General features: G+C 64.7%; 28 protein-coding genes. 11 read left to right on the top strand and 17 right to left on the bottom strand.

The genetic code is table 11. The features are described from left to right. Positions 1-89: 89 nt before the first annotated feature. On the top strand, positions 90-431 hold the full coding sequence (locus tag ACEWFR_RS19485; protein WP_374062616.1) for a cupin domain-containing protein: 342 nt from the start codon (positions 90-92) through the stop codon (positions 429-431). 85 nt (positions 432-516) lie between these two features. Beyond that, positions 517-1,884 (top strand): NRAMP family divalent metal transporter, encoded by a 1,368-nt coding sequence (locus ACEWFR_RS19480; protein ID WP_374062615.1) that lies wholly within the window; start codon positions 517-519, stop codon positions 1,882-1,884. Positions 1,885-1,925: 41 nt separating this feature from the next. On the opposite strand, the gene ACEWFR_RS19475 is transcribed toward ACEWFR_RS19480, so the two are convergent. From ACEWFR_RS19475 to icd, 4 genes are all read right to left on the bottom strand, one after another. Beyond that, entirely contained in the window at positions 1,926-2,084 is a 159-nt protein-coding gene (locus ACEWFR_RS19475) for a hypothetical protein (protein ID WP_374062614.1), read from the bottom strand. 214 nt (positions 2,085-2,298) lie between these two features. Further along, positions 2,299-2,736, bottom strand: coding sequence for a GNAT family N-acetyltransferase (locus ACEWFR_RS19470; RefSeq protein ID WP_374062613.1), 438 nt, complete (start codon positions 2,734-2,736; stop codon positions 2,299-2,301). A gap of 236 nt (positions 2,737-2,972) precedes the next feature. Continuing rightward, positions 2,973-3,284, bottom strand: coding sequence for a hypothetical protein (locus tag ACEWFR_RS19465; protein WP_374062612.1), 312 nt, complete (start codon positions 3,282-3,284; stop codon positions 2,973-2,975). Positions 3,285-3,622: 338 nt separating this feature from the next. Beyond that, a complete protein-coding gene (gene icd / locus ACEWFR_RS19460) occupies positions 3,623-4,894 on the bottom strand; it encodes an isocitrate dehydrogenase (NADP(+)) (protein ID WP_374062611.1) in 1,272 nt (423 codons plus the stop codon). Positions 4,895-5,691: 797 nt separating this feature from the next. Here icd and map point away from each other — a divergent pair. Then, the gene (gene map, locus ACEWFR_RS19455) at positions 5,692-6,591 is read left to right on the top strand and encodes a type II methionyl aminopeptidase (RefSeq protein WP_374062610.1); all 900 of its coding nucleotides are present in this window, start codon (positions 5,692-5,694) and stop codon (positions 6,589-6,591) included. A 154-nt stretch (positions 6,592-6,745) separates the two neighbouring features. On the opposite strand, the gene ACEWFR_RS19450 is transcribed toward map, so the two are convergent. Further along, a complete protein-coding gene (locus tag ACEWFR_RS19450) occupies positions 6,746-6,946 on the bottom strand; it encodes a hypothetical protein (protein ID WP_098724550.1) in 201 nt (66 codons plus the stop codon). Positions 6,947-7,200: 254 nt separating this feature from the next. On the opposite strand from ACEWFR_RS19450, the gene ACEWFR_RS19445 reads away from it, so the two are divergent. Beyond that, positions 7,201-7,740 carry an HIT domain-containing protein gene (locus tag ACEWFR_RS19445; protein ID WP_374062609.1) on the top strand — a complete coding sequence of 180 codons (540 nt, stop codon included), beginning with the start codon at positions 7,201-7,203 and terminating at the stop codon, positions 7,738-7,740. A gap of 390 nt (positions 7,741-8,130) precedes the next feature. Here ACEWFR_RS19445 and ACEWFR_RS19440 read toward each other — a convergent pair whose 3' ends face one another. Further along, on the bottom strand, positions 8,131-8,367 hold the full coding sequence (locus ACEWFR_RS19440; RefSeq protein ID WP_374062608.1) for a glutathione S-transferase N-terminal domain-containing protein: 237 nt from the start codon (positions 8,365-8,367) through the stop codon (positions 8,131-8,133). Positions 8,368-8,480: 113 nt separating this feature from the next. On the opposite strand from ACEWFR_RS19440, the gene ACEWFR_RS19435 reads away from it, so the two are divergent. Continuing rightward, positions 8,481-8,960 (top strand): redoxin domain-containing protein, encoded by a 480-nt coding sequence (locus ACEWFR_RS19435; RefSeq protein ID WP_374062607.1) that lies wholly within the window; start codon positions 8,481-8,483, stop codon positions 8,958-8,960. A gap of 27 nt (positions 8,961-8,987) precedes the next feature. On the opposite strand, the gene ACEWFR_RS19430 is transcribed toward ACEWFR_RS19435, so the two are convergent. From ACEWFR_RS19430 to ACEWFR_RS19420, 3 genes are all read right to left on the bottom strand, one after another. Further along, positions 8,988-9,353: a helix-turn-helix domain-containing protein gene (locus ACEWFR_RS19430; RefSeq protein WP_374062606.1), complete on the bottom strand. Its 366-nt coding sequence runs from the start codon at positions 9,351-9,353 to the stop codon at positions 8,988-8,990. Positions 9,354-9,479: 126 nt separating this feature from the next. Beyond that, positions 9,480-10,733, bottom strand: coding sequence for a tRNA (N(6)-L-threonylcarbamoyladenosine(37)-C(2))-methylthiotransferase (locus ACEWFR_RS19425; protein ID WP_374062605.1), 1,254 nt, complete (start codon positions 10,731-10,733; stop codon positions 9,480-9,482). Between the two features lie 78 nt (positions 10,734-10,811). Beyond that, positions 10,812-11,159 carry a hypothetical protein gene (locus ACEWFR_RS19420; RefSeq protein ID WP_374062604.1) on the bottom strand — a complete coding sequence of 116 codons (348 nt, stop codon included), beginning with the start codon at positions 11,157-11,159 and terminating at the stop codon, positions 10,812-10,814. A gap of 488 nt (positions 11,160-11,647) precedes the next feature. Between ACEWFR_RS19420 and ACEWFR_RS19415 the strand changes: the two genes are divergently transcribed. After that, positions 11,648-12,175: a winged helix-turn-helix transcriptional regulator gene (locus ACEWFR_RS19415; protein WP_374062603.1), complete on the top strand. Its 528-nt coding sequence runs from the start codon at positions 11,648-11,650 to the stop codon at positions 12,173-12,175. Between the two features lie 270 nt (positions 12,176-12,445). Here ACEWFR_RS19415 and ACEWFR_RS19410 read toward each other — a convergent pair whose 3' ends face one another. Beyond that, the gene (locus ACEWFR_RS19410) at positions 12,446-13,471 is read right to left on the bottom strand and encodes an AI-2E family transporter (protein WP_374062602.1); all 1,026 of its coding nucleotides are present in this window, start codon (positions 13,469-13,471) and stop codon (positions 12,446-12,448) included. 111 nt (positions 13,472-13,582) lie between these two features. On the opposite strand from ACEWFR_RS19410, the gene ACEWFR_RS19405 reads away from it, so the two are divergent. After that, positions 13,583-14,329, top strand: a complete 747-nt coding sequence (locus ACEWFR_RS19405) for a DUF547 domain-containing protein (RefSeq protein WP_374062601.1) — start codon at positions 13,583-13,585, stop codon at positions 14,327-14,329. A gap of 90 nt (positions 14,330-14,419) precedes the next feature. On the opposite strand, the gene ACEWFR_RS19400 is transcribed toward ACEWFR_RS19405, so the two are convergent. Then, the gene (locus tag ACEWFR_RS19400; protein ID WP_374062600.1) at positions 14,420-15,175 is read right to left on the bottom strand and encodes an amphi-Trp domain-containing protein; all 756 of its coding nucleotides are present in this window, start codon (positions 15,173-15,175) and stop codon (positions 14,420-14,422) included. A 114-nt stretch (positions 15,176-15,289) separates the two neighbouring features. Between ACEWFR_RS19400 and ACEWFR_RS19395 the strand changes: the two genes are divergently transcribed. Beyond that, the gene (locus ACEWFR_RS19395; RefSeq protein WP_374062599.1) at positions 15,290-16,120 is read left to right on the top strand and encodes an HNH endonuclease; all 831 of its coding nucleotides are present in this window, start codon (positions 15,290-15,292) and stop codon (positions 16,118-16,120) included. Positions 16,121-16,191: 71 nt separating this feature from the next. Here ACEWFR_RS19395 and ACEWFR_RS19390 read toward each other — a convergent pair whose 3' ends face one another. Then, positions 16,192-16,953 carry a winged helix-turn-helix transcriptional regulator gene (locus ACEWFR_RS19390; RefSeq protein ID WP_374062598.1) on the bottom strand — a complete coding sequence of 254 codons (762 nt, stop codon included), beginning with the start codon at positions 16,951-16,953 and terminating at the stop codon, positions 16,192-16,194. 263 nt (positions 16,954-17,216) lie between these two features. On the opposite strand from ACEWFR_RS19390, the gene ACEWFR_RS19385 reads away from it, so the two are divergent. Together ACEWFR_RS19385 and ACEWFR_RS19380 are read left to right on the top strand one after the other, a co-directional pair. Then, entirely contained in the window at positions 17,217-17,657 is a 441-nt protein-coding gene (locus tag ACEWFR_RS19385; protein ID WP_374062597.1) for a universal stress protein, read from the top strand. Next, positions 17,650-19,947 carry an amino acid permease gene (locus ACEWFR_RS19380; protein ID WP_374062596.1) on the top strand — a complete coding sequence of 766 codons (2,298 nt, stop codon included), beginning with the start codon at positions 17,650-17,652 and terminating at the stop codon, positions 19,945-19,947. The genes ACEWFR_RS19385 and ACEWFR_RS19380 overlap by 8 nt, the downstream gene beginning before the upstream one ends. A gap of 20 nt (positions 19,948-19,967) precedes the next feature. Here the strand turns inward: ACEWFR_RS19380 and ACEWFR_RS19375 are convergent, their stop codons facing one another. The 5 genes from ACEWFR_RS19375 to ACEWFR_RS19355 all read right to left on the bottom strand — a co-directional run bounded on the left by ACEWFR_RS19375 (position 19,968) and on the right by ACEWFR_RS19355 (position 24,446). Beyond that, entirely contained in the window at positions 19,968-20,744 is a 777-nt protein-coding gene (locus ACEWFR_RS19375) for a nucleoside phosphorylase (RefSeq protein ID WP_374062595.1), read from the bottom strand. A 211-nt stretch (positions 20,745-20,955) separates the two neighbouring features. Then, complete coding sequence (locus tag ACEWFR_RS19370) at positions 20,956-21,258, bottom strand: HalOD1 output domain-containing protein (RefSeq protein ID WP_374062594.1); 303 nt, start codon at positions 21,256-21,258, stop codon at positions 20,956-20,958. Between the two features lie 139 nt (positions 21,259-21,397). After that, on the bottom strand, positions 21,398-22,285 hold the full coding sequence (locus tag ACEWFR_RS19365; protein WP_374062593.1) for a carbohydrate kinase family protein: 888 nt from the start codon (positions 22,283-22,285) through the stop codon (positions 21,398-21,400). Positions 22,286-22,397: 112 nt separating this feature from the next. Next, positions 22,398-23,234, bottom strand: a complete 837-nt coding sequence (locus tag ACEWFR_RS19360; protein WP_098724536.1) for a DUF63 family protein — start codon at positions 23,232-23,234, stop codon at positions 22,398-22,400. Between the two features lie 228 nt (positions 23,235-23,462). Next, positions 23,463-24,446: a ribose 1,5-bisphosphate isomerase gene (locus ACEWFR_RS19355; RefSeq protein ID WP_374062592.1), complete on the bottom strand. Its 984-nt coding sequence runs from the start codon at positions 24,444-24,446 to the stop codon at positions 23,463-23,465. Positions 24,447-24,572: 126 nt separating this feature from the next. Between ACEWFR_RS19355 and deoC the strand changes: the two genes are divergently transcribed. Further along, a complete protein-coding gene (deoC, locus tag ACEWFR_RS19350; protein WP_374062591.1) occupies positions 24,573-25,250 on the top strand; it encodes a deoxyribose-phosphate aldolase in 678 nt (225 codons plus the stop codon). The last annotated feature ends 38 nt before the right edge of the window (positions 25,251-25,288 follow it).

Here is a 25,288-nt window from a genome sequence, read left to right as displayed (position 1 = left end):
CCGACAGTTCAACGTTCGGCAACCGGAGCGGAAGTGAACGGCCGGGGCACCGGCGGAACTATTAGGCACTCGGGCCCCGCTTGAGGCGTATGGAACGCGTTTCCCTGACCGATCTCGAGCCATCGGAAGCCGCCGACGGCGTCCACCTGGCGCTGATGGCCGGCACCGACTCGATGAACGTCCAGCACTTCGAGATCGAGCCCGGTGCAGTTGTCGAGGAGCACAGCCATCCCCACGAACAGACCGGCTTCCTGTACGAGGGAGAGTTGACGTTCGTCACCGACGGCGAGGAGGTCGTCTGCGGTCCCGGCGACTCCTACGCGATTCCGGGCGAGCAGCCCCACGCGGCCGAGAATCGCGGCGACGAGACGGTCCGCGGCGTCGACATCTTCAGTCCGCCGCGGGAGAACCCGAGCTGGCAGGCGGAGTGAGTACGCGACGCAGAGAAAGTGAATTCGGCTGGCCGCCACCGATGAATACCACGGAGTTATATATCTCAGTTCGCAAGAGAGGCCGATGGCAACGGAGCAGCAGACGGCCGGAGTGGGGCGAATCAGAATGGTACTCGATCGATTGGGCCCGACGTGGCTCGCCGGCGCGATCGCGGCGGGACCGGCGACGATGGCCAGTCTGCTCGTTGCGGGTGCGAGCTTCGGGTACGCGCTGCTATGGGTCGTCGTTCTATCGGCCGTCTTGGGCACCGTCGGACAGTATCTCGCGATGCGGCTGGGGCTGCTCACCGAAGCGGGGGTCGTCGCGGTCGTCGAGCGCCACCTCGGCTCGTCGTGGGCCTGGGTGCTCGTAGTCGACGTCGTGCTGGCCGCGGGGCTCGCCCAGCTCGTTATCATGAAGACGCTGGCGGGCGTGAGCGCGACGATCGTCGGAAGCGCGGGAGTCGGTACCGCCGCGCTGACCGATCCGCGATTCTGGGGCGTGCTCTGGGCGGTGATCCTCGCACTGGGGCTCGCGGGCGGTGGCTATCGGCTCGCGGAGGTCGGAGCCAAGCTCCTCGTCTCGATCGTCGTCGTCGCGTTCGTCGCGAGCGCGTTCGTCGTCCCGATCGATCCGGTCGCGGCAGCGAACGGCCTGAAACCCGCGATTCCGGCCGGCGTCGACGGGGCGCTCGTCGCCGCGGGGATCCTCGGTGGCGCGGTCCACATCACGCTGCTGACGATGCAGAGCTATACGATGCGCGCCCGCGGCTGGACCGCCCGCGACGCTGACATCGCGACGTTCGACGTCGTCAGTTCGATGCTTGTCGCCTTCGGGATCTTCAGCCTCGGCGTCTTTCTCGTCGCGGCGAGCGTCCTCCCCTCGGCCGGCGTCGATCCGGCGACGATCGATGGGGTGGGAGCCGCCCAGACGCTCGGTCCGATCGCCGGCGAGTACGCCACGTGGCTGTTCCTCGCCGGCCTCCTCGGTGCGGCGGTCTCGACCCTCGGCGGCAACACGATCGTCCCGCCGTACCTCCTTGCCGACAAACTCGGCTGGGAGCAGTCCGTCACCGACGGCCGATACCGGGCCGCCATCGTCGCCGTTGCGCTCGCTTCGGCCGTCGGCGCGTTCCTCGAGGGAGCGTTCTTCCAGTTGCTCGTCCTCACGCTGGCGTTTGGACTCGTCGGCACGCCCTTCGCCATCGCGGTGATCCTCTACTTGCTGAACGATCCCGCGGTCGTCCCCGAAACGAACTCGCTGCCGGCGAACCTCGGCGGCCTCGCGCTGTTCGTCGTCGCGATCGTCCTCGCCGGCGAGTTCGTCCTCGCGGAACTCGAGACGGTCACGGAACCGGCGTCGGCGTTCGTCGTCGCGTTCGCCGCGGCGATGGTGCTGGTACTCGTCGGACTGGCCGGGCGATTCGTCCGAGATCGGACCGATAGCACTTGAAATGGGAACGGTCGACCGGCGAAACCGATAGACGCGAGCCGTTACAGCAAGAGGGCAGAAACTAGCGCGAAGAAGACGAGCAGTCCGCTGCCGGTAACGGCGAGCGCGATTGCAAGCGGGAAGAGGAGACGACCCGCTTTCTGTACCATCGGTACCGTCGACGCGACCGCGTTCAGGGGGCGATGAATGACCTGGACCATAGCATCGATGGCCACACGCTGGCCCTTGAAGCTCAGTCAGACGCTCGAAAGACACCGATTTCGACGGTGATCAGTTCAGCCGACCACGGGTGGCGCTCACGCGCTATACTCCTGTGTCGGCAGCTCCGACTATTCGTTCGCGATCTCGTCCGCAAGGAGCGGACCGGCGAACTGTCCCGACTCGAGTGACGGTCTCGAGGGGTTCGACGACTAATCACACTAGCGACTTTCGCATCTCGACGTGGGGGATTCCGGCTTCCTCGAACTCGTCCCCGCGTCGGTCGTAGCCAAGACTCCGATAGAAGGCGGCGGCTCGCGTCTGCGAGTGCAATTTCAGCGTCGTGAAGCCAAGCGCGTCGGCTCGCTCCTCGAGGACCTGCAGCAGCGCACGGCCGACGCCTTCCTCCCGTCGCGACTCGAGGACAGCGACGCGTTCGACCTTGCCGACGTCCGCCTCGTACTCGCGCAGTCGCGCTGCGCCGATCGGTTCGTCGCCGTCGTAGGCGACGAAGTGAGTGGCCGTCTCGTCGTGCTCGTCGTACTCCAGTTCTTCGTCGACGCCCTGCTCCGCGACGAACACCTCGCGACGGACCGCGAAGGCGTCCTCGCGCTCGTGATCGGTGTCGACGACGTGCACGTCGAGATCCTCCATGAGGCGGACGTAGCCGCTCCGACAGTGAAACTATTACGCTCCGTCGAGCCGGATCCGTTCCCGGTCGGATTCTTCGCCGGGGCCGTCGACATCGCTAAGCGCCACGCGACGAACCGGCCAGTGCGTTCCCAGTCCCCGTTCGCGCCGGCGGAGCCCACTTACGGACGGCTGTTGCCGTTCCACCTCTCCGGGGATGGCGATCGCGCTCTCGAGCGATCAGCCGGTGATTGCCCGACTCAGCCGAAAAACATCCCTCCCGTTCTGCCGGGTCTCGTGTCGTCGTCGCTGCCGTCCGATTCGTCCTCGTCGACCGCCCGTTCGCTCGCCTCGAGGGAATCCGCGAGTTCGTCCGCGTAGATGGCGACGACTGTACGGGTTTCGTCGTCCTGAATCGCAAACGCTCGGACGATGTAGTCGGGAACGTTCTCCGATTGGTCGAGCGTTTCGGCGTACCTGGCGATCTCTCGCAGTTCCTCGATCGAGTGGTCGGCAAACCGTTCGACGATGAAGTCCGGAACCGTGTCGTGGGGTGATGGTGTGGGTGGCATGCACACCTGATCGAACCCAGTATACAAAAGATTCGCTGATTATTCATACTATTTGAATTTTACATAAACGGGAGTATACGGGTAAAAACGCAAATTAGTCCGCGGTGAGGGCTCGAAGCGGGATTGTGTGCCATTCGCATTCGAGGACCCCGGAAACCGCGACGGTTGCGGACACCAAATCGACCGTCCATCCGTCGTCGCCCGACGGATACTCTCACGTGAATAAAACAGTGCTGGCCATATCTGCGACCGGAGAACCGCGAGAATGCGAGAACTGCCCTCCAAAGCGTTCGTGAGAGCGTCAGAACGCTGCGCGTTCTGTGCGCCCGGCAAACGCTCTACGAGAGCTGCTCGATGGTGTCGACGATCTCGTCGGTGTACTCGCTGGTGGCGAGTTTCTCGGCGTCCTCGAGCTGGCGCTCGAGGTCGTAGGTGACCTTGCCCGAGGAGATGGTCTCCTCGACGGCGTCGCGAATCAGGTCCGAAGCGTCGTCCCAGCCGAGGTAGTCGAACATGAGACGGCCGGAGAGGATCATCGCGGTCGGGTTTGCCATGTCCTGGCCGGCGCGCTTGGGCGCGGAGCCGTGGACCGGTTCCGCGAGCATGCGACCCGTGCCGAAGTTACCGCCGGGTGCGATACCGAGACCGCCGATCTGGGCGCCGGCGGCGTCGGAGAGGTAGTCACCGTTGAGGTTCGGCATCGCGAGGATGTCGAACTCGTCGGTGCGCAGCTGCATCCACTGGAGCATCGCGTCGGCGAGGCGCTCCTCGACCATGACGGCGTCCTCGGGGATGTCGACCTCGTCCTGGGTCTCCCACAGGGAGTCGGGCGCGGCGAAGACCTCCTCGTCGGGGTACTCCTCCTCGGCGACTTCCATCCCCCAGTCACCGAACTGTCCCTCGGTGAACTTCATGATGTTCCCCTTGTGGACGAGCGTGACCTTGTCGCGGTCGTTCTCGATGGCGTAGTCGATGGCCTCGCGGACGAGGCGCTTGCTCCCCTTCTCGGAGATCGGCTTCAGACCGAGGCCGATGTCTCCCTCGTGCATGATGCCGTCGAAGTCCATCTCTTCTTCGACGAAATCCCGAACTTTTTCGGAGTCGTCGGTGCCGGCCTCCCACTCGATGCCGGCGTAGACGTCTTCGGTGTTCTCCCGGAACGTCACCATGTCCATCTCCTCGGGCGCCTTCATCGGTGACGGGACGCCGTCGAGGTAGTAGGTCGGCCGAACGTTCGCGTACAGGTCCAGCGTCTGTCGAAGGGCGACGTTGAGCGATCGGAAGCCGGAACCGACGGGCGTCGTCAGCGGCCCCTTGATCGCGACGCGGTGTTCTCTGATCGCCTCGACGGTCTCGTCGGGCAGGTTCTCGCTGTACTTTTCCTGGGCGCTCTCGCCGGCGTAGACGCGCATCCAGCTGATGCTCCGACCGGTCGCTTCCGCGGCGGCTTCAAGAACCTTCTGTGCGGCGGGTCCGACGTCTTTCCCGATGCCGTCGCCGTGGATAATCGGGATAATCGGATTGTCGGGCACCTCGATCTCGCCCTCGGTACCCTCCTTCAGCGTAATCTGCTCCCCCTCGTCGGGGACCTCGATCTTGTCGTAGCTCATTTCGTCTATACGGTTCTCCGATGGGGGTAAAAGGTCTACCATTTCCATCGCGGGCCGGCAAAAATTGAACGATACCCATTCGTCTTCCCACTCCGATACTGGTAATAGAGCGGCGGGAAACGGCTACAGCTGTTAAAATTCGCTGTCGCGTACTATCCAAAAACCAATCAAATGAAGGGGACGTTCGGCGTAAAACCAACACTTTCCAGTGCGTGCGTCCGTCGCGGGACAGTCCGCGGAAACTGCCTGTGATCGCCGCCGCGAGACCGGTGGATCCACCCGCCGGGGAACTCGTTCGTGCCGTCGGTCTCGCGGCGGTGATCACGGGCTCCGAGCCGGTCGCGGCGTGCCAGTGACGACCCGCTCGGTTCGTGGCGTCTCTCACGCCAGATAGACTCGAGACCCGCGCGGGCATAACCCGTGGCGACCGTTTCACGGTCCCCGCTGGCGATACGCGTGATTTCTTCCGCAAACGGTTGGGACAGGGAGACGTTCGCTCGCAGTCCGATTCTGACCGACGCAGTTCGCGCCGTATTTCGACGATCGTCGTGAGGTGGATTTATTATTGACGTACTCGTGGGTCGACGTATGCTCCGACCGCCACAGTACGCTGCGCGCCGGTGTCCAAGCTGTACCGCGACACTGTCGAACGTCCAGGGCGTCGTCACCTGTTCCGATTGCCAGTGGGTCGATATCGACCGTGGGCACCACCGCTTCCGCGAGCGGACGAGTCAGTGAACGCCGTCGGGCGACGGAGAGACGGAACCTCTTTTTGTCGACCGGTACAACCCCGGTGCATGGCCGAATCCGAGGTGGACCTCGAGTCCGAGCAGTACGAGAAACACCGCGAAGCGGGGGCGATCCTCGCGCAGGTGCGCGAAGAAACAGCAGAACGCGTCGAGGTCGGCGCGAGCCACCTCGAGGTCGCCGAGTGGGCAGAGGAGCGGATCCGGGAACTCGGCGGTCAACCCGCGTTCCCCGTCAACATCTCCGTCGACGAGGAGGCGGCCCACGCGACGCCGTCGATCGACGACGAGACGACCTTCGGCGAGGAGATGATCAACCTCGATATCGGCGTTCATATTGACGGCTGGTTGGCCGACACCGCGATCACCGTCGACCTCTCGGGCAACCCCGAACTGGCCGAGGCCTCCGAGCAGGCCCTCGAGGCCGCCCTCGACATCGTCGAGCCCGGCGTCGATACCGGCGAGATCGGGGCGGAGATCGAAGACGTGATCGACGGCTACGGCTACAACCCCGTCGTCAACCTGACCGGTCACGGACTCGGCCACTGGGAACAACACACCAGCCCGAACATTCCGAATCGCGCCGTCTCGCAGGGAACGACGCTCGAAGTCGGCGATGTCGTCGCGATCGAGCCGTTCGCGACCGACGGCGGCGGCAAGGTCACCGAAGGTGGAAGCGAGGAAATCTTCTCGCTCGAGCGCGAGGGGACCGTCCGAAACCGGCAGGCGCGCGATGCGCTCGAACAGATCACGGAGGAGTTCCGAACGCTGCCGTTCGCGACGCGGTGGCTCGAGACGGATCGCGCGGAGATGGCGCTGCGCCGACTCAAACGCAACGACATCGTCCACGGTTACCCCGTTCTCAAGGAAGACGACGGGTACCTCGTCAGCCAGAAGGAGCACACGATCATCGTCACCGAAGACGGCTGCGAAGTCACGACGGCAGAGTAATTCCGTTCTACCACGGCATCGGGAATTCCGATCGGTAATCTGAACCCCGACCGAAAACGCCGCGTCGGATGAATAGAGAACGCAGGAGACCGGGTAACGAGATCGGATCGTCTGCTCGAGATACGACGGGTGTCGTCGGTGACAGTACGCCGTCTCAGGCGTTGTTCATCCGTTGACTCGATCGATTCCCGCACCGCTGGCATTCGCGGACGCGGTACGGTTCGCGGGAGAACTGGGCGTTCTCTTTCTTGAGGCTCTCGGTCCTGATCTGGACGGACACTTCGTGGAGGGTTTCTAGCTCACAGGCGTCGCAGTGCTCGGTCATCCCGTTGAAGGAGTCGTTAGTCGTTGCCATTATCGGATTAGTTGTCGTAGCCCCGTCTTAAACCCATCCTTCATTTTGAAGTCTGAGTCGTAAAAATCGCAAGACGGCATTAACTTCTTTGAATGAACGACTCAGACGTCCCGATATCGTTTAGAATCGTTTCTCACCTCGTTATAGCGGTATTATGCCCTATTGTACCATACAGCAACGGGGGTGTCTCCCGATGCGATCGACGCGAGAGCGCGGACTGAAACGCTTTAGGCGCGCCTCGAGTGGCATCGAATATGGAACAGGTGTTTGCACCGTGGCGGATCGAGTGGATCAGACGCGACGACAAGAACCCCGATATCGAGGATTGCGTGTTCTGTGAACTGCCCGAGTGGGAATCCGATCGGGAGAACCTGCTCGTCGCGCGAAGCGAGCACGCGTTCGTCATGCTGAACAACTATCCGTACAATCCGGGACACCTGATGGTCATCCCATACGTCCACACCGGCGATTACACCGCTCTCGACGACGATGTCCTGCTCGATCACGCTCGCCTGAAACAGCGCACGTTCGACGCACTCGAGGCCGCACTCGAGCCGGACGGGTTCAACGCCGGCTTGAACCTCGGCGACGGAGCTGGCGGCTCGATCGACGACCACCTGCACACCCACATCGTTCCGCGGTGGCAGGGAGACACCAACTTCATGCCGGTCCTGAGCGATACCACGGTGATCGTCGAAGCGCTCGAGGCTACCTACGAGCACGTCCACGACGCGTTCGCCGCCCAGGACGGGGCGACCGTTGCCGGCGAGGACAGCGCCGTCGTCTTCGAGTAGTGGTTGTCGCCGTTAGTACCGTCGCGTCGCCCGATCCCGGCCGCCGGTGCGACTGCCGTCCCAATCCTTGTGCGAGTTCCCGTCGAACGCCGGACGCGTGTCCGAACTGACCCGGCTCGAGGAACTGATCGCGGTGTCTCTCTCCCTGCTCGACAACGTTGTGACCGTTTTGGTGACGGTTGCGCTGGTGTACGTGATCGGTCGGTTCGCCGTTCAGCCACTCGTGAGTACCGCGTTGCGGTATCGAGGCACCGAACGGACGCTTCAGAGGGCCTCGAGAGTACCGAGCGGAGCGGGTCCGGACTCGGGCGGTCCGTCGCTATCTGTGTTTGGGCGCACCCGCATGGCTGTTCGCGGGTGCGCGAGAACCGACATAGACGCGAGTCCGTCTCAGGCGTGGGTCGTCTCGAGGTAGTCGAGAATCCGCTCCGATTCGGCCATCGTCACGCCGTACTCCTCGTCGACGACGACGGGGACCTGGCGCTGGCCCGAGATGCGCTTGACCTCATCGCGCTTCGAGTGCAGCCCCTCGACCCAGACGCTGTCGTAGTCAATCTCGAGTTCCTCGAGGCGGTCGGTGACCAGTTCGCAGTACGGGCAGCCTTCCAACTGGTAGAGCGTGAGCATGGGTACCAATTGTACCCGATCACTGATAAGGGTACGCCGAACAGCGGTGACGCTCCCCCGCTCGGGTCGCTCTCGGAGCGGAGTTTTTTCTCCCCGCGCGAGAGTACTCGGGTATGCCACCGATCGAGGGCGAGACCGCTCCGGACTTCGAGGCGCTTCTCTGCGACGGTGAAACGTTCCGCTCGACGACGCTTGCCGACGCGCTCGACGATCGCGGCGGCGTCTTGGTCTCGACCGGCTTCGCGTTCAGCGCCATCGCACAGAACTGGTGGAAACAGTTCGTTCGCGCCGGCTGGGGCGAATTCGACGACGTGTCGGTCCTCGGCGTGAGCCGCGACGGCCCCTACGCGCAAAACGAGTTTCTCCGCTGGCTGGACGAGCCGGACTTTCGCTTTTTCGCCGACGTAAACGGTGAGATCGGCGACTCGCTCGATTTGCTCGCCGACCGCGATCACATGGCGAACGTCTCGACCCCGTGGCGCTCTGCGTTCGTCCTCGATCCGGAGCGCGAGGTACAGTACGCCTTTGTTGCGGACGACTGGATCTCGCCGCTCCCCCGCGAGGAAATCGAGACCGCGGTCACGAACCTCTGAGTGTCCGACTGCCACACATCGCAGCGGTCAGGGCTCACAGTAGAGGGTCTTCCCGTGTTGGGCGCACTCGATCCGCAGCGGATCGTCGTACGTTACCGACACGTGGTCGATCGCCTGGACGTAATGGGCGGGTAGCCCGCCCTTCGATCGCTCGTTGAGCTGCCGGATCAGTCCCGCCTCGTGGAGGTTTTCGACCTTCCGGTAGGCCGTCGATTGGGGGAGTTCGAGCGCGTCGGCGATCTCGGACACCGTCGTCGGCTCCTCGACGGCCAGGTACACCGCTCGAGCGTCATCTTCGGAGAGTAACTCGATGATTCTGGTCGGATTACATCCGAGTTCTCCGTCCCGTTCGGCGCGCGGACACAGCGTTGGCTCCTCGACTGTGTTGCTCATACCTTACAATTCAGCCCGAATGGGAGTAGAGTCGTCCGTTGATTCCCGAAAACTGGTTTCCGCCGTGCGTTTGAAGACCCTCGAGAGCGAGTCGAACCCGCCCGGCCGGGAGCGGGCGGCCGACGCCTAGATCGGCGTCCCGAAGGCGTACATCGTCTCGTGTGCCGTTACCTCGAGGTCGACGAAATCGCCGGGTTCGAGGCCGTAGTCGCTCGCGTGCTGCACGATGAGCTGCCGGTAGGCCGAGTCGCGACACTTGACGGAGTCGGCGGTGCCCTGCTCGACGACGAGAACGTCTTCGCGCGTCTCGCCGACCATGTCGGCGTAGGCGTCGGCGACGATGTCGCGCTTGACCGCACTCATCTCCTTCGAGCGCTCCTTTTTGACCGTGCCGCCCAGTCCCTTCAATTCGGCGGCGTCGGTGCCGGGCCGCTTCGAGAAGCGGGTGACGTTGATCTTCTCCGGACGCGTCTCGCGGAGCAGTGCCATCGACTGTGCGTGGTCGTGGTCGGTCTCGGTCGGGAAGCCGACGATGAAGTCCGTCGACAGCGTCCAGTAGTCGAGAGTTTCGTCGAAGGTTTCGACGACCTCCAGATACTCTTCGACCTGGTGCTGGCGTCGCATGTCTCCCAGCACGTCGTCGCTCCCGGACTGAACGGGCGCGTGGAGGAAATCGTACAGCTCCTCGTTCGCGGCGAAGACGTCGGCCAACTCCTCGCGGATGCCGTGGACGCCCTTCGGATTGGCCATCCCCACGCGGACGCGGAAGTCACCCTCGATCTCGCAGATCTCCTCGAGCAGGCGGTGGAGCTTTCGCTCGCCCTCGTCCCAGCCGTAGACGCCGGTGTCCTGGCCCGTAATTCTGATCTCCTTTGCGCCGGCGTGGATCAGCGCACGGGCTTTTTCGACGTTTTCCTCGATCGGCGGCGAGTCGATCTTGCCAGTGGCCTGCTTGGTGATACAGTACGAGCAGTCGGACATGCACCCGCGCGCGATGGGGAGGATACCGACGACGCCGTCGAGGATGGGTTCTGCGTCGGGGGTCGTCGTCGGGCACTCGCCGTTGGTGACGGCCTCGGGTACCTCGTCCCAGTGGAGGACCTGACCGTCGACGCCGGCCTGTGCGAACTCCTCACCCTGCGCGAGGGCCATACAGCCCGTGATGAAGAGGTCGGCCGTCTCGTCGGCCAGTTCTTCGGCCCGCCGGAGCATATTGCGCTCGGTCTTTTCGACGACGGTGCAGGTGTTGAGGATGGCGACATCGGCTTCGCCCGGACCGTCGACCTGGTAATGGCCCGCGTCGCGGAGACGTCGCTCGATCTCGCGACTCTCCCCGCGGTTCGACGTACACCCGTACGTTTCGATGTGATACCGGGCCATTCGTCTCGTCACATCGTCGGGTGCGGGACGCCAAAAGCCCGACGGATCCCGACCGCTCGCAGCGACGGCGAACCGGCGTCACTCGTCGGGCGCTCGAGAATCGGTTTCGGTCGTCGGGCCGCTTCGATAGACCGCGTAGAGGACCAGCACGGCTATCAGGAAATCGAAGCCGTGTTCGACGAGGTGGTGGACCGTCATGGGGACGAGTCCGAGGACGGTTCCCAGTCCGGTCACCGACCGAACGACCAGCACGCCGAGCACGACGGTGATCAGGGAGTATCGGGTCGTCCGGCGCCGAGAATAGGCGACGAGCCCAACGACGAACAGCGCCGTCGTACCGATCACCGCGAGGACGATGACGGCGACCAGGACGGGCGCGAGCTGTGGATCGAGCCACTCGTCGGCGAACGACATTGCGAGCACCATGCGATCGATACCTGTAATCGGGCGGACACCCACCTATTCGCTTCGGTCCCTGTCCCGATCTAGTAGCCACTGCAAGTCACTGCACACCTGATCGCACGATGGGAGCGCGGTTCGGAGCGAACGCGGTTCGGAGCGAACGGAGTGAGCGAGAACCGCGGGAACGCGAACGGCGAGCAAAGCGAGCCGTGAGCGAACGAAGTGAGCGAGAACCGCGGGAATGCGAACGGCGAGCAAAGCGAGCCGTGAGCGAACACAGTGAGCGACCACCGTAAGCGAGAACCGCGGACTGTGCGACCAGTGTGTGAATAGCTGCAGTTGGTACTATAGTAGCCCCTCCTCGCTCGAGTCGTCGGACCCGTTCTCGACCATCGTTGCGCTTTCGAGGCCGCGAGCGATCGGTTCTCGAGGAATGGGAACGCGGGAGGCCCGTTATGTCGACCGTGGCGCTAGGCGATGGTACGGCCGACAGGAGGGAAATCACAGCACCGATGACAGAGACACGACAGGAAATCCACGCCCACGTCCGCGCCAACGCTGGCGTTCACTTCAACGAACTCGTCAGGGAGTCGGCGTTCGCGCCGGGGCAGGTCCAGTACCACGTCCGTCGACTGCTCGAGGACGACCGACTCGTTCGCGAGGAGTGGTACGGCCGGACGCACTACTACCCGCCGTCGTACGACGCGTGGGAGCGGACCGCGCTGGCGCTGTTCCGCCGGGAAACCACCCGCGAGATCGTCACCCACCTGATCGAACGCGAACCCGCCGCGCCCGCCGATGTCGCCGATGCACTCGGTGTCGCCCGCAGTACGCTCGAGTATCACCTCGATCGGCTGGTCGACCACGAGATCGTCGACAAGCGATACGACGAGCAAAATCGCGTCGTCCTCACGCTCGCAGATCCCGATACGACCGGCCGGCTATTGACGACGGTGACGCCGACGGTACCCGATCGGCTCATCGATCGGTTCACGCGGCTCGTCGACGAGTTACTTGCGGGCACCGATGAGACACAGTAGCCGCCGCTCCGGCTGCTACCGCGGTTATAGTCTAAACTGAAACGGTTTCCACACCGATCGCACAGTCCGCGGTTCTCGCTCACTCCGTTCGCTCACGGCTCGCTTTGCTCGCCGTTCGCATCCCCGCGGTTCTCGCTCACTTCGTTCGCTCCGAACCGCGCTCGCTCCGAACCGCGCTCGCTCCGAACCGCGCTCGCTCCGAACCGCGCTCGCGTCGTGCGATCGGGTGTACAGGACTGTCAGTGGTTCCTAGAGCTGTCGTTTCGACAGTCACTGCATTCCGTGGGCGCCCTCGAGTGAGTTGTAGTGGTCCCTCATCACGTCCAGTGTCGCCATCAGCGCGCCGAGGACGACAGGACCGTAGAACAGCCCCATGATGCCGAAGGCGTAGACGCCGCCGAGGACGCCGAGGATGATGACGGCGGGGTTGAGATCGGCGTAGCGGTCGACGAGGAGCGGACGGAGGTAGTCGTCCGAGAGGCCGACGACGACCGTGCTGTAGGCGAAAAGCGCCACGGCGAGCAACGGCTCGCCCGTCAGGAAGAGGAAGAGCACGGCCGGCCCCCACACCAGGAACGACCCGACCAGCGGGATCAACGAGAGGATGATCATGACGACCGTCCAGAACACGGCGTTTGGCACACCGGTCGCGAACAGCCCCAGCCCGGCGATGGACCCCTGAATGATCGCGATCAGGACGTGGCCCGCGAGGACAGCCCACATCACCGCGTCCAGCTCTCGGTAGAAGTCGTCTTGGGCCTCGTCCGGGAGCGGCGTCAACTCCCGGATCCAGGCGAGTAGGCTGCCCCCGTCCTTGAGCAGGTAGTAAAGCAGGAAAATCGCGAGTCCGAGCCCGACGAGGGTGTGCGTCAGCGCACTGAACCACGCGGTCGACTGCTCGAGGGCTATCCCGCCGATGCTCTGCGCGGAGTCGGCCAGCGTGGACGTGATATCGACGCTCACGCCCGTTTGTTCCTCGATGAGTCGCTCGAGTTCGGCCGTCTGGAACGAGTCGGAATCGGTGTTTTCGATGAGCCGCCGGGCGTCGCTGGCGACGACCACGACGATGATGACGAGCGGGACGATGACGACTGCGACCGCCAGCAGGACGAGCGCGAAGGCGGCGACCGGCGGCGAGACCCGCCGCTCGAGGCGTCCCTGAACCGGATAGAGGATGTAGGCGACGAGAAGGGCCCCGAGGATGTACTGGAGGAACGGTAGCGCGAGCAACAGCGAGAGGTACGCGAAGAGCCCGACGATGACCAGGAGAAATCCCTTGCTGAGATTCACGGTCATTATTTCGACCGTTATCGAAATAAAACCACGGCTTGAACGTATCTTCAGTCAGGACTGTCGCATAGAGCCGTCACACGGCTTCAAGGGCCTGGTTGGTGAACCCCCGCACGAATGCCGACTCAGCTCGATCCCCTCTCGCTCTCGGCCGATCTCCTCTATGCGGTCAAAACGGAGGGCGACGCCGATCCGTTTCGGGAGCGCCTCGCAACACTCGAGCGGTCGCAACTGGACCGAGCGCTGTCCAATCGCGAGGGCAAACTGGCCTTCTGGCTCAACTGTTACAACGCGTACGCCCAGCTCCTGCTGGAGGAAGAGGCGGACGACGACCTGTTCGAGGGCGGGTTGCTCGATCAGTGGAAGTTCTTCGCGCGCGATCAGGTCCCCGTCAGCGGGGTCTGGCTGAGTCTCAACGACATCGAACACGGGCTGCTCCGGAGTTCAAAGCTGCCGTGGGGCCTCGGCTACGTCCCGCGGCCGTTTCCCACGGCATTCGAGCGCCAGTTCCGCCTTGCGGAGTGCGATCCGCGGATCCACTTCGCGCTGAGCCACGGCGACGATCACTGCCCCCCGATCGCAATCTACTCGCCACGAGACGTCGACGAGGAACTCGATATCGCCATCGAGTGGTTCCTCGAGGAGAACGCCACCTACGATTCCGAGGACGCTACTGCGACGGTCCCGCGGCTCTTCCGGCGGTATCGAGGTGATTTCGGGGGGACCAGCGGTATCGTCGCGTTCCTCCGAGAATACAACGCCGTCCCGCCCGATGTGACCCCGTCGCTCGAGTACGAGCGCATCGACTGGTCGGCGGACCTCGACGTCGACATGGACGGCGACAGCGACGACGTCCGGCGGTAGTTCCTCGCCTCATACGGACTGCTGTCAGTCAGTTCCGGAGCAACCGCGAACCGTTCTGCGGTCTCCGGCAAACCGTTACACCAGACCGTCTCAATCACGCCGCTGGATCGTGGCGGACGGTGCGCTGCGCATGACGCTTCGGGCCGCCCGTTCGGCGTTGGACCGGGAGAAGTAGCCTTCGCCGCTGTCGGCGACGATGTTGCCGTTCCAGTGGACGAGCCGCCAGCGCCACTGGCCCGCCTTGTCCTCGTAGATCTCGAACCGACTGGTCCGCTCGGAGCTCCCCGTCCGATCGGTAGCCACTGTCTCCTCGGCAGGTCCCGCCCCTTCGGTCGTCGCGTTCGTCTCCGACGTCATGTCTGTCTCCGCCGTTACGTCCGTCTCCGCTGTCGCCGTTGCTCCCTCGGCGTCGCCATCTTCCGAACTGGCTCCGTCCCGGTCGGCGACTCCCTCGAGGGGCATCACCGCCGTCCCCGGATCGGCGTCCGCAGCCGCCGGTCGATCGCGACCCTCGGCGGTATCGCGGGCGTCGCGGTCGGTAATCCGAAGGCTCGAGTCGTTGGGGTCGTCCCACTCGATCTCGAGTTCCAGTTCGGCGATCGGCGGCTCCACGTTGGACTCGCGTTCGGTTTCGAATGCGGCAACGACGCGCTGTGGAACCGCGATATCGACGCTCCGCTCGTCGCCGTCCAGCCGGAGCGATCGCCCCGACTCGAAGGCGGTCGCGAACTCGCGGAAGACGGCGGCGAGGTCCGCGCGGTCGTACGCCTGCTCGAGTTCGAATATCGCTGCCCCGCCCGTTTCCGATTCGTCCGGTCGGTCCGCGTCGTCCGGTTCGTCGGCCATACCGGTGTTACGAGAGCCTGCGGGTTAGTGTTTCGCGCTACCACCGCATCGAGCCGGCCGTCGGTCGCGTCTCCCGTCGGAGCGCTTTTGTCGCCGCGCTGTCTTCGCTCGCCCGTGACTGCACGCGACTGGCACGCCGACCGGGATGCCGTGTTCGAGCGCGACGCGTACACGTGTCGCCACTGCGACGCGGTCGGCGGCGACGACGAACCGACGACGCTCCGGCCCTACCCCATCGGCGACGTGCCGCTCGAGGGCGAGGTCCACGAGAGCACGCTCGTTACCGTCTGTGAGGACTGCTTCGGGACGCTCGAGTCCGCCCCCTCGACGGACGGCGTCGAGAGCGCCGAACTGTTCGAACTCGTCCGTGAGACAACCGGCCTCCAGGGCGCGACCATCTCGGACGTCGCCGCCTTCGCGTCGCTGGCGACGTCGCTACCCGCGACCCTCGAGTCCGCGCTGGACGAGGAAACTGAGACCGCCGTCGACGACACCGTCTCGGAGTACCGCCGTGCCCGACGCGACGTGCTACTTGCGCTCGCGATCGTCGATGCCCGCCTCGAGCGCCTCGCCGCCCTCGAACCGACCGTCGGCTCCGAGGTTCGGTCATCCCTCGAGGCCTTCGCCGAGACGGCGAGGGACCTGCAGTCGACGCTCCGCGAGGTCGTCGCACTGGGGGAGACGGTCGCGGCGGCCCTCGAGCGGTGTCAGGGCTGTTTCGATGGGACTCGAGCGGATGGGATTCGAGCGAGCGCGGGCGTGACGTGTCCGACCTGCGGACTCACCGTCCGCGAGACGGACGACTGGCGGGACGAGGACGGGACGCTCGCGTTCGACCAACTCTTCGCCGCGATCAACGAGACGCTGCAGGGGGCATCCGAGACGACCGAGACGCTCACCGATCGAACGATGGCACTCGCGGAGCAACTCACGACGGCGCAGTGAAACACACGGTCGAACGCGATCGACAGCAGCCTTCGAGACGGGTTGAGTGGGAGAACGCCCTCGTCACGTCGTCATTCGGAATCGGCGGTCTCCCTCGAGCGGAAGGTCGCGATCGTTTCCTCGGTCACACCGTTGCGCGAGAAGACCGTGACGATGTCGTCCGGTCGAATTTTCGTGTCACCGTGGGGGGTCAAGACGGTGTCGTCCCGTTCGATGGCGATGACGAGCGTATCGTCGGTGAACGTCTCGCGGCGAGCCGCTTCCTGTAGACTCATGCCGGCGATCGTGGCGTCTCGATCGACCGTCACCTCGGCGACCTCTGCGTCACCCGAGAGGCTGACGAAATCCGTGAGCAGCGCCTCTTGCGTTTCGGTAGCCGGGCCAAACGGTGCGTACGATTGCGTCGTTTCGTTCTGGACGAGTACCTCGTCTTCGATCTCGATCCCGAGATCGGAGAGCGACCGGGCTATCCGACGCAGGTCCTCGGTGTCGGTCCCGACCGCGAGCACGTGCAAATTTCGGCGACCGGTCAGCAGTTCCCGAATGTTGATCACGCCGGGAATTATCTGCGCCCGCTGGGCCACCGATTCGCGCTCGGAGACCGGAGCGTTACACATAAACAGATTCGTGAGATGCCCCTCTGCCCGTTCGAAATCGATGCTCGCGTGATAGCCGGTGATTACGCCGTTTTCCTCGAGTTGCGCGATTCGGTTTCGGATCGTTCCGGGAGAAACGTTCAGTTCCTCCGCGATCGTCGGCGCCGAGATAGTCCGGGCGTCGTCCATCAACGCGTGAATGATTCGACGATCGATTTCGTCGAGCCGAGTATCCATACCCCGTTGTAGCGTCTCCTCCACTATATGCTACTCTACTTCGCTCATCGTATCAACAACGGACTCTTTTTCAGCTATCAGTAATCTAACCCTGGGAAAAATAAGTAATGCACAATTCTATCGGGAGATTTATATCCGCAACGAGGAAACAGCCGGGCTAATGACCGAGTATCCGTTCGAGCGAAGGGCCTCGATTGCGGAGTGTCTCCCGTTTCAGCGCGAAACGAGGCAGTCCGAGACCGGTCGGCTGGGAGGTCGAACCGATGGTTGACTCCCTTTTCGAGACCGTTCTCGTCCCGATTGCCAGCGAGGAAGATGCCGAAGAAACGTGTCGGGCGATTTTGCGGGAGATTCACGACGGGCCACCGACCCTTCATGTCGTCCACGTAATCGAGAAAGCCGGCGGTGCTCCCGACAAAGCCGGCGTCGAACAGCGCAAAGAGCGGGCCGAACGCATCTTCAACCGCGTCGAAACGGAACTGGCCGACGAAGACGTTCCCCTCGAGACCGAAATTCTGTACGGAACCGACGTTGCGGAGGCGATTCTGGAGCGAGCGAAACGACTCGACGCGACGTCGATCGTCTTCACTCCCCGCGGAGCGAGTCGGTGGATAAAGCTGCTTACCGGGGACGTCGCACAGAAACTCCTCGCCAACACCGATCGGCCGCTGGTGGTCCTTCCGCGGACGGAGAGCCATGAGTGACGACGAACTCGCAAAGGACCTCGGGCTCCTCTCCGCGCTCGCGATCGGCATGGGGACGATGATCGGTGCGGGGATCTTCGTTCTGCCCGGCGTCGCGGCACAGGAAGCCGGCCCCGTCGTCGTCGTCTCGTTCGTGATCGGCGGGGCGATCGCGATGGTCAACGCGCTGGCGGTGAGCGAACTCGGGACGGCGATGCCGAAGGCCGGCGGCGGTTACTACTATATCAATCGCGGGCTCGGGCCCCTGTTCGGCTCGATCTCCGGAATGGGCGACTGGATGGGACTGGCGTTCGCCTCGGCGTTTTACTGTATCGGCTTCGGCGGCTATCTCACCGAGTTACTGACCGGCACGGCGCTCGCGCTGCCGACGCTCGAGTTCGGCCTGTTTGCGGTGTCGGACATCCAGCTGGGTGCCCTGGTCGCCGGCCTGCTGTTCGTCGGCATCAACTACATCGGTGCGAAGGAGACCGGCGGCGTCCAGACGGTGATCGTCACGGTCCTGCTCGGGATTCTCACCGTGTTCGCTGCGACGGGCTTCCTCCACTTCGACTGGACGACGCTGACCACCGACGGCCTCGCGCCGACCGACGCGGGCTACGGCGCGATTCTGCCGGGAACCGCGCTCGTCTTCGTCTCCTTCCTCGGCTACGCGAAGATCGCGACCGTCGCGGAGGAACTGAAGAATCCCGGCCGGAACCTCCCCATCGCGGTCATCGGCAGCGTCGCCGTCGTGACGATGATCTACGCCGTTCTCGTCGCCACGATGGTCGGCATCGTCCCCTGGCACTCGCTTGACGACAGCGTCCCCGTCTCACAGGTCGCCGAAATCACGTTCGCGGGGATCCCCGTCCTCGACGCGATCGGTGTCACCCTGATCTCGCTGGCGGCGATGCTGGCGACGGCCTCGAGTGCCAACGCGTCGATCCTCTCGTCGGCTCGCATCAACTTCGCGATGGGACGGGACAAGATCGTCACTGACAAACTCAACGAAATCCACCCCCAGTATGCGACGCCGTATCGATCGATCCTGCTGACCGGCAGCGTCATCATCGTGTTTATCGTCGCGCTCGGCCAGGACCTCGAGATCCTGGCCAAGGCCGCGAGCGTGCTCCACCTGATCGTCTACGGCCTGATGAACCTCGCGTTGATCGCGTTCCGGCAGGCCGACGTACCCGAGTACGAGCCGGACTTCCGGGTGCCGTTCTACCCGGTGACGCCGATCCTCGGCACGGTATTTTCCTTCGGGCTCATCGCCTTCATGGATCCGATCGAGATCGGATTGAGTCTCGCCTTCGTCGCCGTCGCGGTGCTGTGGTACGCGCTGTACGCACGCTCGAAGACGCCCCGGCGGGGTGTCCTCGGGCAGTACATCCTCGATCGGTCCGAGGCGATGCCCGACGTCGCGGTCTCGGCGGCCACTGCGGCCAGTCCCGACGCGGCAGACGAATACCGCGTGCTGGTGCCGCTGTCAAACCCCCGGACCGAACGACAGCTCATCTCGCTCGCCAGCGCGCTCGCCGCCGAACGCGACGGCGTGGTTCACGCGGTCCACATCGTGCAGGTCCCCGATCAAACGCCGCTGGACCGCGGTGCCGAGCAGATCGATCGGATCGACGCCGAATCCGCGAAACTGCTCGAGCAAGCACGCGAACACGCCGAAGAGCGGGGTGCGACGATCGAGACGACGACGATCGTCTCCCATCGCTCGTTCGAGGAGGTGTTCGACGCCGCTCGCCAGTACGACGCCGATCAGGTCGTGATGGGCTGGGGTGCGGACCGGCCGTGGGCGACGGGACGCGCAGAACAGCCGCTCGACGAACTCGCCCACGATCTCCCGTGTGACTTCCTCGTGTTGAAAGACCGGGGCTACGATCCCAGCCGGATCCTCCTGCCGACCGCCGGCGGTCCGGACTCCGAACTCAGTGCGGAGATTGCGAGAACGCTGCGCTCGACGACCGGGGCCTCGATCGATCTCCTCCACGTCGTCGACGACGAGAGCGAGCGCGAGGCCGGCGAGGCGTTCCTGACGGAGTGGGCGGCCGACCACGATATCGGCGACGCCGTACTGACGGTCGACACCTCTGGCGATGTCGAGAGCGCGATCGCCCGCGAGGCTGCAGACGAAACGCTCGTGATCATCGGTGCGACGGAACGCGGCCTGCTCTCCCGACTCGTCCGCGGCTCGCTCGTCTTCGACGTCGTCGACGACCTCGAGTGTTCCGTGTTGCTCGCCGAGCGGCCGACGAAGCGGTCGCTCCGCGAACGGCTGTTCGGTCGCTCGAAAGAGTAAACTCGGCTGGTTCGAGGCTGTTATAGCTCGGTCGCGGCCTCGAGCGCGATGTCGATCGCGCGCCCGACGTTGTTCTTGGCTTTGTCCGGCAGTTCGTCGTCCTCGGTGTCGGTTCCTTTCTGCGTGCCCTCGACGAGGTTTCCGTCGACGGTACAGATCGCACCGGCGGCGAGTCCCTTGCGGCGGGCCAGCGAGAAGACGGCGGCGGCCTCCATCTCGACGGCGAGCAGGCCGGCGGCCTCCCAGTCGTCGACGGCGTCGTCGGTCTCGGCGTAGTAGGCGTCGTCGGTGGCAATGGGACCGACGTGGACGTCCTCGTCTCCGCTCACGGTTTCACCGTTCGCGCTATTCGCGGCCCGTTGGGCCGCGCGCGCCTCCGCGGAATCGACCAGCGCCGACAGCGCGTCGTAATCGGGCACCGCGGGGTACTCGACGGCCTCGTAGCGCTTCGAGGTACCCTCGTTTTTCGCCGCGCCGGTCGCGACGATCATGTCGCCGATCTCGATCCCCGACTGGAGCGCGCCGGTCGTTCCGACGCGGATGAACGTCTCGACGCCGACGTTCGCCAGCTCTTCGATGGCGATCGCGGCGGAGGGACAGCCGATCCCCGTCGAGCAGATCGTGAGCTCGCGCCCCCCGTAGGTGGCGTTGACGACCTTGTATTCGCGGTTCTGGGTGATCGTCTCCGACTCGTCGCAGTGGTCGGCGATGCGATCGACCCGTCCGGGATCGCCCGGGATAAGTGCGATGTCCGTCAGATCACCCTCGTCGACCAGCAGGTGTGGCTGCGTCGTCATACCGTCGGATACCGGCGGCGGTGAGAAAAAAGGTTCGAGGAAGGGCCGAGGAGCGGTCAACTCGTCACGGCGATCCTCGACGCCACCCAGTTCCCCAGCATCCGTTCTCGGCACTCGATCGCTCGTCGCTCATACGGACTGCTGTAAGTCGTTTCCGGCGCAACCGCAGGACAGCCGCGGTTGCGCCGGTAAACCGTTACAGTAATCCGTATCAGCCGGTCGGACGAACGTCGACGCGGTCGGGCCCAACCGTGACCATTGCGTCGTCGATCTGGAACTCGACAGTTCCCCTCGCCCGCGCGTCACCGCGGTTCGTTTCGGTGAAGAGGCTGTCGAGCGCGTCCGGATCGATGTAGTCGTACAGCTGCATACTGGTCGCAGTGACGTCGTCACCGTAATACTGGGCCAGTGCCGTCGCAGCGGCAATACTCGGCGATTCGTTCGCGTCTCGCTCGTACTGGATGCGCCGGTCGAGGCTGCATCCGTTAGACTCGTTAACCCTTCCTTCCGTCATGTCTCTCAGTCACGGTATCGTGACTGTCTACTCGAGGAGGCAACGTCTCCGCCCATATAACTACCGTCAGACAACACCCGGTGAGAACCCATCAACTACAGTGATTTTCGGCGATCGGGCTGACGGGCGGAGAGCGGGTTCAGGAGTGTCGCGCCAGAACGTCTTCGACCGCCTCGGCCGTCGGCGCGCTCCGTGCACCGTCGCGACTCGCGGTCAGCGCTCCGCAGGCGTTCCCGTACGCGAGCGCGCGGTCGATGTCAGCACCCTCGAGCCACGTTGCGAGAAACCCCGCGGCGAAGGCATCGCCGGAACCGGCGGTGTCGACGGGGTCGACGTCGAACCCGGGGTGAACGACGGAACCGCTCGGCGTGTACGCTTCCGCCCCGTCGGCCCCGCAGGTGACGACGACGATTCGACCGTCGCCGGCGACGTCTACCGAATCGGTCTCGAGCAGCGCCGTGGCCTCCCGATCGGTCACGAAGACGACGTCGGCCAGCGCCAGGGCCTCGCCGTACTCCCGGTCGGCGAGTCGGCGGCCGGGATCGAAACTGACCGAACTGCCGGCCTCGCTGGCGACCCGAGCGATCGCGGCGGCGGTGTCGGGTCGTTGTCCCGTGAGGTGGACGTGTTCGGCCGCCCGAATTCGATCCGGCTCGAGATCGTCCGGCGTGACCGCTTCGTTGACGCCGTCGTTGCCGAGGATCGCGACCTCGCCCGCGTCGTCGACGAGGAGATACTTGACGGCCGTTTCGGCCCCCTCGACCACCCGGACGCCCGCGAGCGAGATGCCCGCGGCCTCGAGTTCGCGGCGGGCGAGCAGGCCGTTGTCGTCGTTGCCGACGCTCCCGATCAACCCGGTGTCGACGTCGAGTCCCGCGAGCGCGGCGGCGACGTTGGCGGCGCTGCCGCCGCCGGACTGGCGTTGCGAGCGGATCGAAGCCTCGCCGTCGGGTTGGGGAAGCCTGTCGACGCGAAGGGTCACGTCCCAGTTGACGTGGCCGGCCGTGAGCACCGGTATCGGATCCATTCGATGAAACGAGAAGACGGTGTCCGCCGGCAAAAACCTAGGTGAGCGCGGTGGCGGGGTGCACCGCCGCAAACTATCGATCTGAGGAGTCGATGATCGGCTCCTCGAGCGATCAGGAGACCATGAACAGCAGCGTGTTGTGGGTCGCCGGGCCGAGCCCGACTGCGGCGACCAGCGCGAGCAGTGTGCGGGCCTGTCGCGGTGCCTCCTCGACGTACTCCCGGAACAACCCGAGGATGACCATCGCGAGCGAGACTTTCACGAGGACGAACAGCCAGCCTGAACCGATGTACTCGGCAGTCGGTAGCGCCTCCCCGGCCTCGAGGAGCACCAGCGAGAGCGGCACGCTCTCGGCAGCCCCGAGGACGTCGTAGCCGATCGCGGTCGTGACGCCGTCGAGCGTGTGTCCGAAGACGACGAGCGCGCCCGTCGTGCTCGTGGTCGTCGCGACGTCGGTAAACCAGAGGCTCAGCGCGATCCAGGCGATGGCGGTGACGATACCGGCGACGACGACGGCGATGACGGGCCAGAACGGTTCGAAGACCCCCGCCTCGATGCTCCGAAGGACCGCGAACATCGCGAAGACGGTGAAAAACGCCGTTCCGGCGATCCCGACAAACCGCGAGATCGTCGGCTGGAGACCGCCGACGTGGAGAAAGATCGCGATGATCCAGACGATCCCCGCGATGATCGCCGTTACCGCGTAGACTATCGGGGCGCTGAACAGGGACTCGATACTCGCCGGGAACGCGTTGATCTGGAACGCATTTATCTTGTAGAGGACGTGTAGACTCGCGCCGAACATCATCCACGGCGCGAACGCCAGAACCGTGCGATCGGTCACCGGCGGCTCGAGCGCCCACAACAGCGCGAGGACACTACCGAGGAAAACGATGACCGGGACCAGGAGGTACCACGGCGGGACGACGAACCCCTCGGGTAATACCATAGTGGGCATAGCTCACACCAGTGACTAACACTTTCCGATTGTCGAATAGTAGTGACAGAGATTTACTGTGGCTTTCGCACGATCATGGACGGCCATTATTGCCGGTAATTTGGCTGATAAAACGGGTTCGGCACGTCGTCGACGCGGTATACGGTCTGTTGTACCTGTCTCCCGGCACAGTCGAAGGTGGGCCGCGGGTTCACCGGATCTGACTGACAGGAGTCCGTCTCAGGCGTCCCACGGGTTGTCGGTCGGTTCGCCGAACAGTTCCCGCATGAGCGTCACGATGCTCTCCGGTGGGAACTGGCCGCGTTCGGTGACGATGGCGTCGACGTACCGCGGCGGCGTGACGTCGAATGCTGGGTTCTCGACGGTCAGCCCGGCCTCGTCGCTCGCGTCCGTGCCGGTGATCGCCGCCCGTTCCTCGTCCGACAGGATCTCCGTTTCGTCTCGCATTTCGATCTCGACGGTGTGGCCCGTCATCGTGTCCGGATGGAGCTTGATCGTCTGGGCCGCGACCACCACCGGCACGCCCCGCTCGCGGGCGTTGACCGCCAGGCCGCTCGTTCCGATCTTGTTGATCACGCTGCCGTCAGCCGCGATGCTGTCGGCCCCGACGAGCACGTGATCCGCCCGATCGAGGTATCGCCGAGCCGCGTTGTCCGCGATCAGCGTCACCGGCACGCCCCACTCGCGCAGCTGTCGCGCGGTGATGTGGCCCTGCTTTCTCGGCCGCGTTTCCTTGACGATCGCCTCGAGCTCCGTTCCGTCCTCGAGCGTGGCCTCGAGACACGAGAGGGCGTCCGTCGAGTGGCAGTGGGTCATGACGACGTCGCCGTCTCGCAGCCGGTTTGCGCCGATCTCACCGAGTCGATCCTGCGCCTGCGCGAGGTCGCGTTGGAAGGCCTCGGCGCAGGTAATCGTCGATTCTCGGAGGTCGGCGACGGTGTCGCCGGTCATCCCCCGAAGCACGTACCGGAGGGCGTTCGGGAGGCTGACCGCCGTCGGCCGCGTCTCGTAGAGCGTCCGCGCGGCGGTCCGGAGCTGTCTCCGGAATTCCGCGGGGCTCTCGGCCGCGGAGCGTTCGGCCTGCGTCGCCAGCGCCGCGGCGGCCGCGTCGGCGATGGTCGCCGCGCCGCGGATCCGCATCGCGGCGATGTCGTCGGCGGTGGATTCGACGGCCGGAACGGTGCTGGGATCTGCGTCGGCCATGCGAGTCAGTTGCATATCGCGGCTAAAAAGGATACTGTCGGCCGCGGGACAGTGACGCTATGCGCCGGACGGCGGTCGACTGCGTAATCGGACGCCTTTTTGCCGGTCCGACGAGTCGACCCACCTATGGATCGCAGCGAGCTCGCCCCCCTGATCGACCACACCATCCTTGGTCCCGAGACGACGCCCGCCGACGTTCGAGCCGTCCTCGATGACGCTCGGGAGCACGGCATGAACGCCTGTATCCCGCCTTACGCCGTCGAGTTGGCCGCCGAGTACGCCCCGAACGTCACCCTCGCGACGGTGGTCGGCTTCCCCCATGGCCAGCACGCGCCCGACGTGAAACGACGCGAGGGCGTGACGGCCTGGCAGGACGGAGCCGATGAACTCGACGTCGTCGTCAACGTCGGTCGCTTGCGGGCCGGCGACGACGAGGCCGTCGAGGCCGAACTCGCGGAACTGGTCGCTGCGGTGCCGATCCCGGTCAAGGTGATCCTCGAGACCGCGCTCCTCTCCGACGCGGAGAAACGTCGGGCCTGCGAGGCCGCTCGAGCGGCCGACGCGGCGATGGTGAAAACCTCGACCGGCTTCGCGAGCGTTGCGTCGGAGAAGCAACGTGCGAACGGCGAAGCTGTGAGCGCCGGTGCCACCATCGACGATGTCGAACTCATGAGCGAGTTCCTCCCCGTCAAGGCCAGCGGCGGTATCGGTAGCTACGACGAGGCCGTGGCGATGCTCGAGGCCGGCGCCGAACGCATCGGGGCCTCGAGCGGGGTCGAGATTCTCGAGGGCGCGCCGGAGTAGCCGAGACACGAAGCGCGGTCCTCACCCGACGAACGGAG

The organism is Natrinema sp. H-ect4, from assembly GCF_041894845.1.
Taxonomy (GTDB): Archaea; Halobacteriota; Halobacteria; order Halobacteriales; family Natrialbaceae; genus Natrinema.
This window is presented reverse-complemented; position numbering and strand designations above follow the sequence as displayed.

Excerpts from the sequence above, each read along its gene's own strand:
- ACEWFR_RS19485 (WP_374062616.1), top strand. The coding sequence starts at position 90 with ATGGAACGCGTTTCCCTGACCGATCTCGAGCCATCGGAAGCCGCCGAC.
- ACEWFR_RS19480 (WP_374062615.1), top strand. The coding sequence starts at position 517 with ATGGCAACGGAGCAGCAGACGGCCGGAGTGGGGCGAATCAGAATGGTA.
- ACEWFR_RS19475 (WP_374062614.1), bottom strand. The coding sequence starts at position 2,084 with ATGGTCCAGGTCATTCATCGCCCCCTGAACGCGGTCGCGTCGACGGTA.
- ACEWFR_RS19470 (WP_374062613.1), bottom strand. The coding sequence starts at position 2,736 with ATGGAGGATCTCGACGTGCACGTCGTCGACACCGATCACGAGCGCGAG.
- ACEWFR_RS19465 (WP_374062612.1), bottom strand. The coding sequence starts at position 3,284 with ATGCCACCCACACCATCACCCCACGACACGGTTCCGGACTTCATCGTC.
- icd (WP_374062611.1), bottom strand. The coding sequence starts at position 4,894 with ATGAGCTACGACAAGATCGAGGTCCCCGACGAGGGGGAGCAGATTACG.
- map (WP_374062610.1), top strand. The coding sequence starts at position 5,692 with ATGGCCGAATCCGAGGTGGACCTCGAGTCCGAGCAGTACGAGAAACAC.
- ACEWFR_RS19450 (WP_098724550.1), bottom strand. The coding sequence starts at position 6,946 with ATGGCAACGACTAACGACTCCTTCAACGGGATGACCGAGCACTGCGAC.
- ACEWFR_RS19445 (WP_374062609.1), top strand. The coding sequence starts at position 7,201 with ATGGAACAGGTGTTTGCACCGTGGCGGATCGAGTGGATCAGACGCGAC.
- ACEWFR_RS19440 (WP_374062608.1), bottom strand. The coding sequence starts at position 8,367 with ATGCTCACGCTCTACCAGTTGGAAGGCTGCCCGTACTGCGAACTGGTC.
- ACEWFR_RS19435 (WP_374062607.1), top strand. The coding sequence starts at position 8,481 with ATGCCACCGATCGAGGGCGAGACCGCTCCGGACTTCGAGGCGCTTCTC.
- ACEWFR_RS19430 (WP_374062606.1), bottom strand. The coding sequence starts at position 9,353 with ATGAGCAACACAGTCGAGGAGCCAACGCTGTGTCCGCGCGCCGAACGG.
- ACEWFR_RS19425 (WP_374062605.1), bottom strand. The coding sequence starts at position 10,733 with ATGGCCCGGTATCACATCGAAACGTACGGGTGTACGTCGAACCGCGGG.
- ACEWFR_RS19420 (WP_374062604.1), bottom strand. The coding sequence starts at position 11,159 with ATGGTGCTCGCAATGTCGTTCGCCGACGAGTGGCTCGATCCACAGCTC.
- ACEWFR_RS19415 (WP_374062603.1), top strand. The coding sequence starts at position 11,648 with ATGACAGAGACACGACAGGAAATCCACGCCCACGTCCGCGCCAACGCT.
- ACEWFR_RS19410 (WP_374062602.1), bottom strand. The coding sequence starts at position 13,471 with ATGACCGTGAATCTCAGCAAGGGATTTCTCCTGGTCATCGTCGGGCTC.
- ACEWFR_RS19405 (WP_374062601.1), top strand. The coding sequence starts at position 13,583 with ATGCCGACTCAGCTCGATCCCCTCTCGCTCTCGGCCGATCTCCTCTAT.
- ACEWFR_RS19400 (WP_374062600.1), bottom strand. The coding sequence starts at position 15,175 with ATGGCCGACGAACCGGACGACGCGGACCGACCGGACGAATCGGAAACG.
- ACEWFR_RS19390 (WP_374062598.1), bottom strand. The coding sequence starts at position 16,953 with ATGGATACTCGGCTCGACGAAATCGATCGTCGAATCATTCACGCGTTG.
- ACEWFR_RS19385 (WP_374062597.1), top strand. The coding sequence starts at position 17,217 with ATGGTTGACTCCCTTTTCGAGACCGTTCTCGTCCCGATTGCCAGCGAG.
- ACEWFR_RS19380 (WP_374062596.1), top strand. The coding sequence starts at position 17,650 with ATGAGTGACGACGAACTCGCAAAGGACCTCGGGCTCCTCTCCGCGCTC.
- ACEWFR_RS19375 (WP_374062595.1), bottom strand. The coding sequence starts at position 20,744 with ATGACGACGCAGCCACACCTGCTGGTCGACGAGGGTGATCTGACGGAC.
- ACEWFR_RS19370 (WP_374062594.1), bottom strand. The coding sequence starts at position 21,258 with ATGACGGAAGGAAGGGTTAACGAGTCTAACGGATGCAGCCTCGACCGG.
- ACEWFR_RS19365 (WP_374062593.1), bottom strand. The coding sequence starts at position 22,285 with ATGGATCCGATACCGGTGCTCACGGCCGGCCACGTCAACTGGGACGTG.
- ACEWFR_RS19360 (WP_098724536.1), bottom strand. The coding sequence starts at position 23,234 with ATGGTATTACCCGAGGGGTTCGTCGTCCCGCCGTGGTACCTCCTGGTC.
- ACEWFR_RS19355 (WP_374062592.1), bottom strand. The coding sequence starts at position 24,446 with ATGGCCGACGCAGATCCCAGCACCGTTCCGGCCGTCGAATCCACCGCC.
- deoC (WP_374062591.1), top strand. The coding sequence starts at position 24,573 with ATGGATCGCAGCGAGCTCGCCCCCCTGATCGACCACACCATCCTTGGT.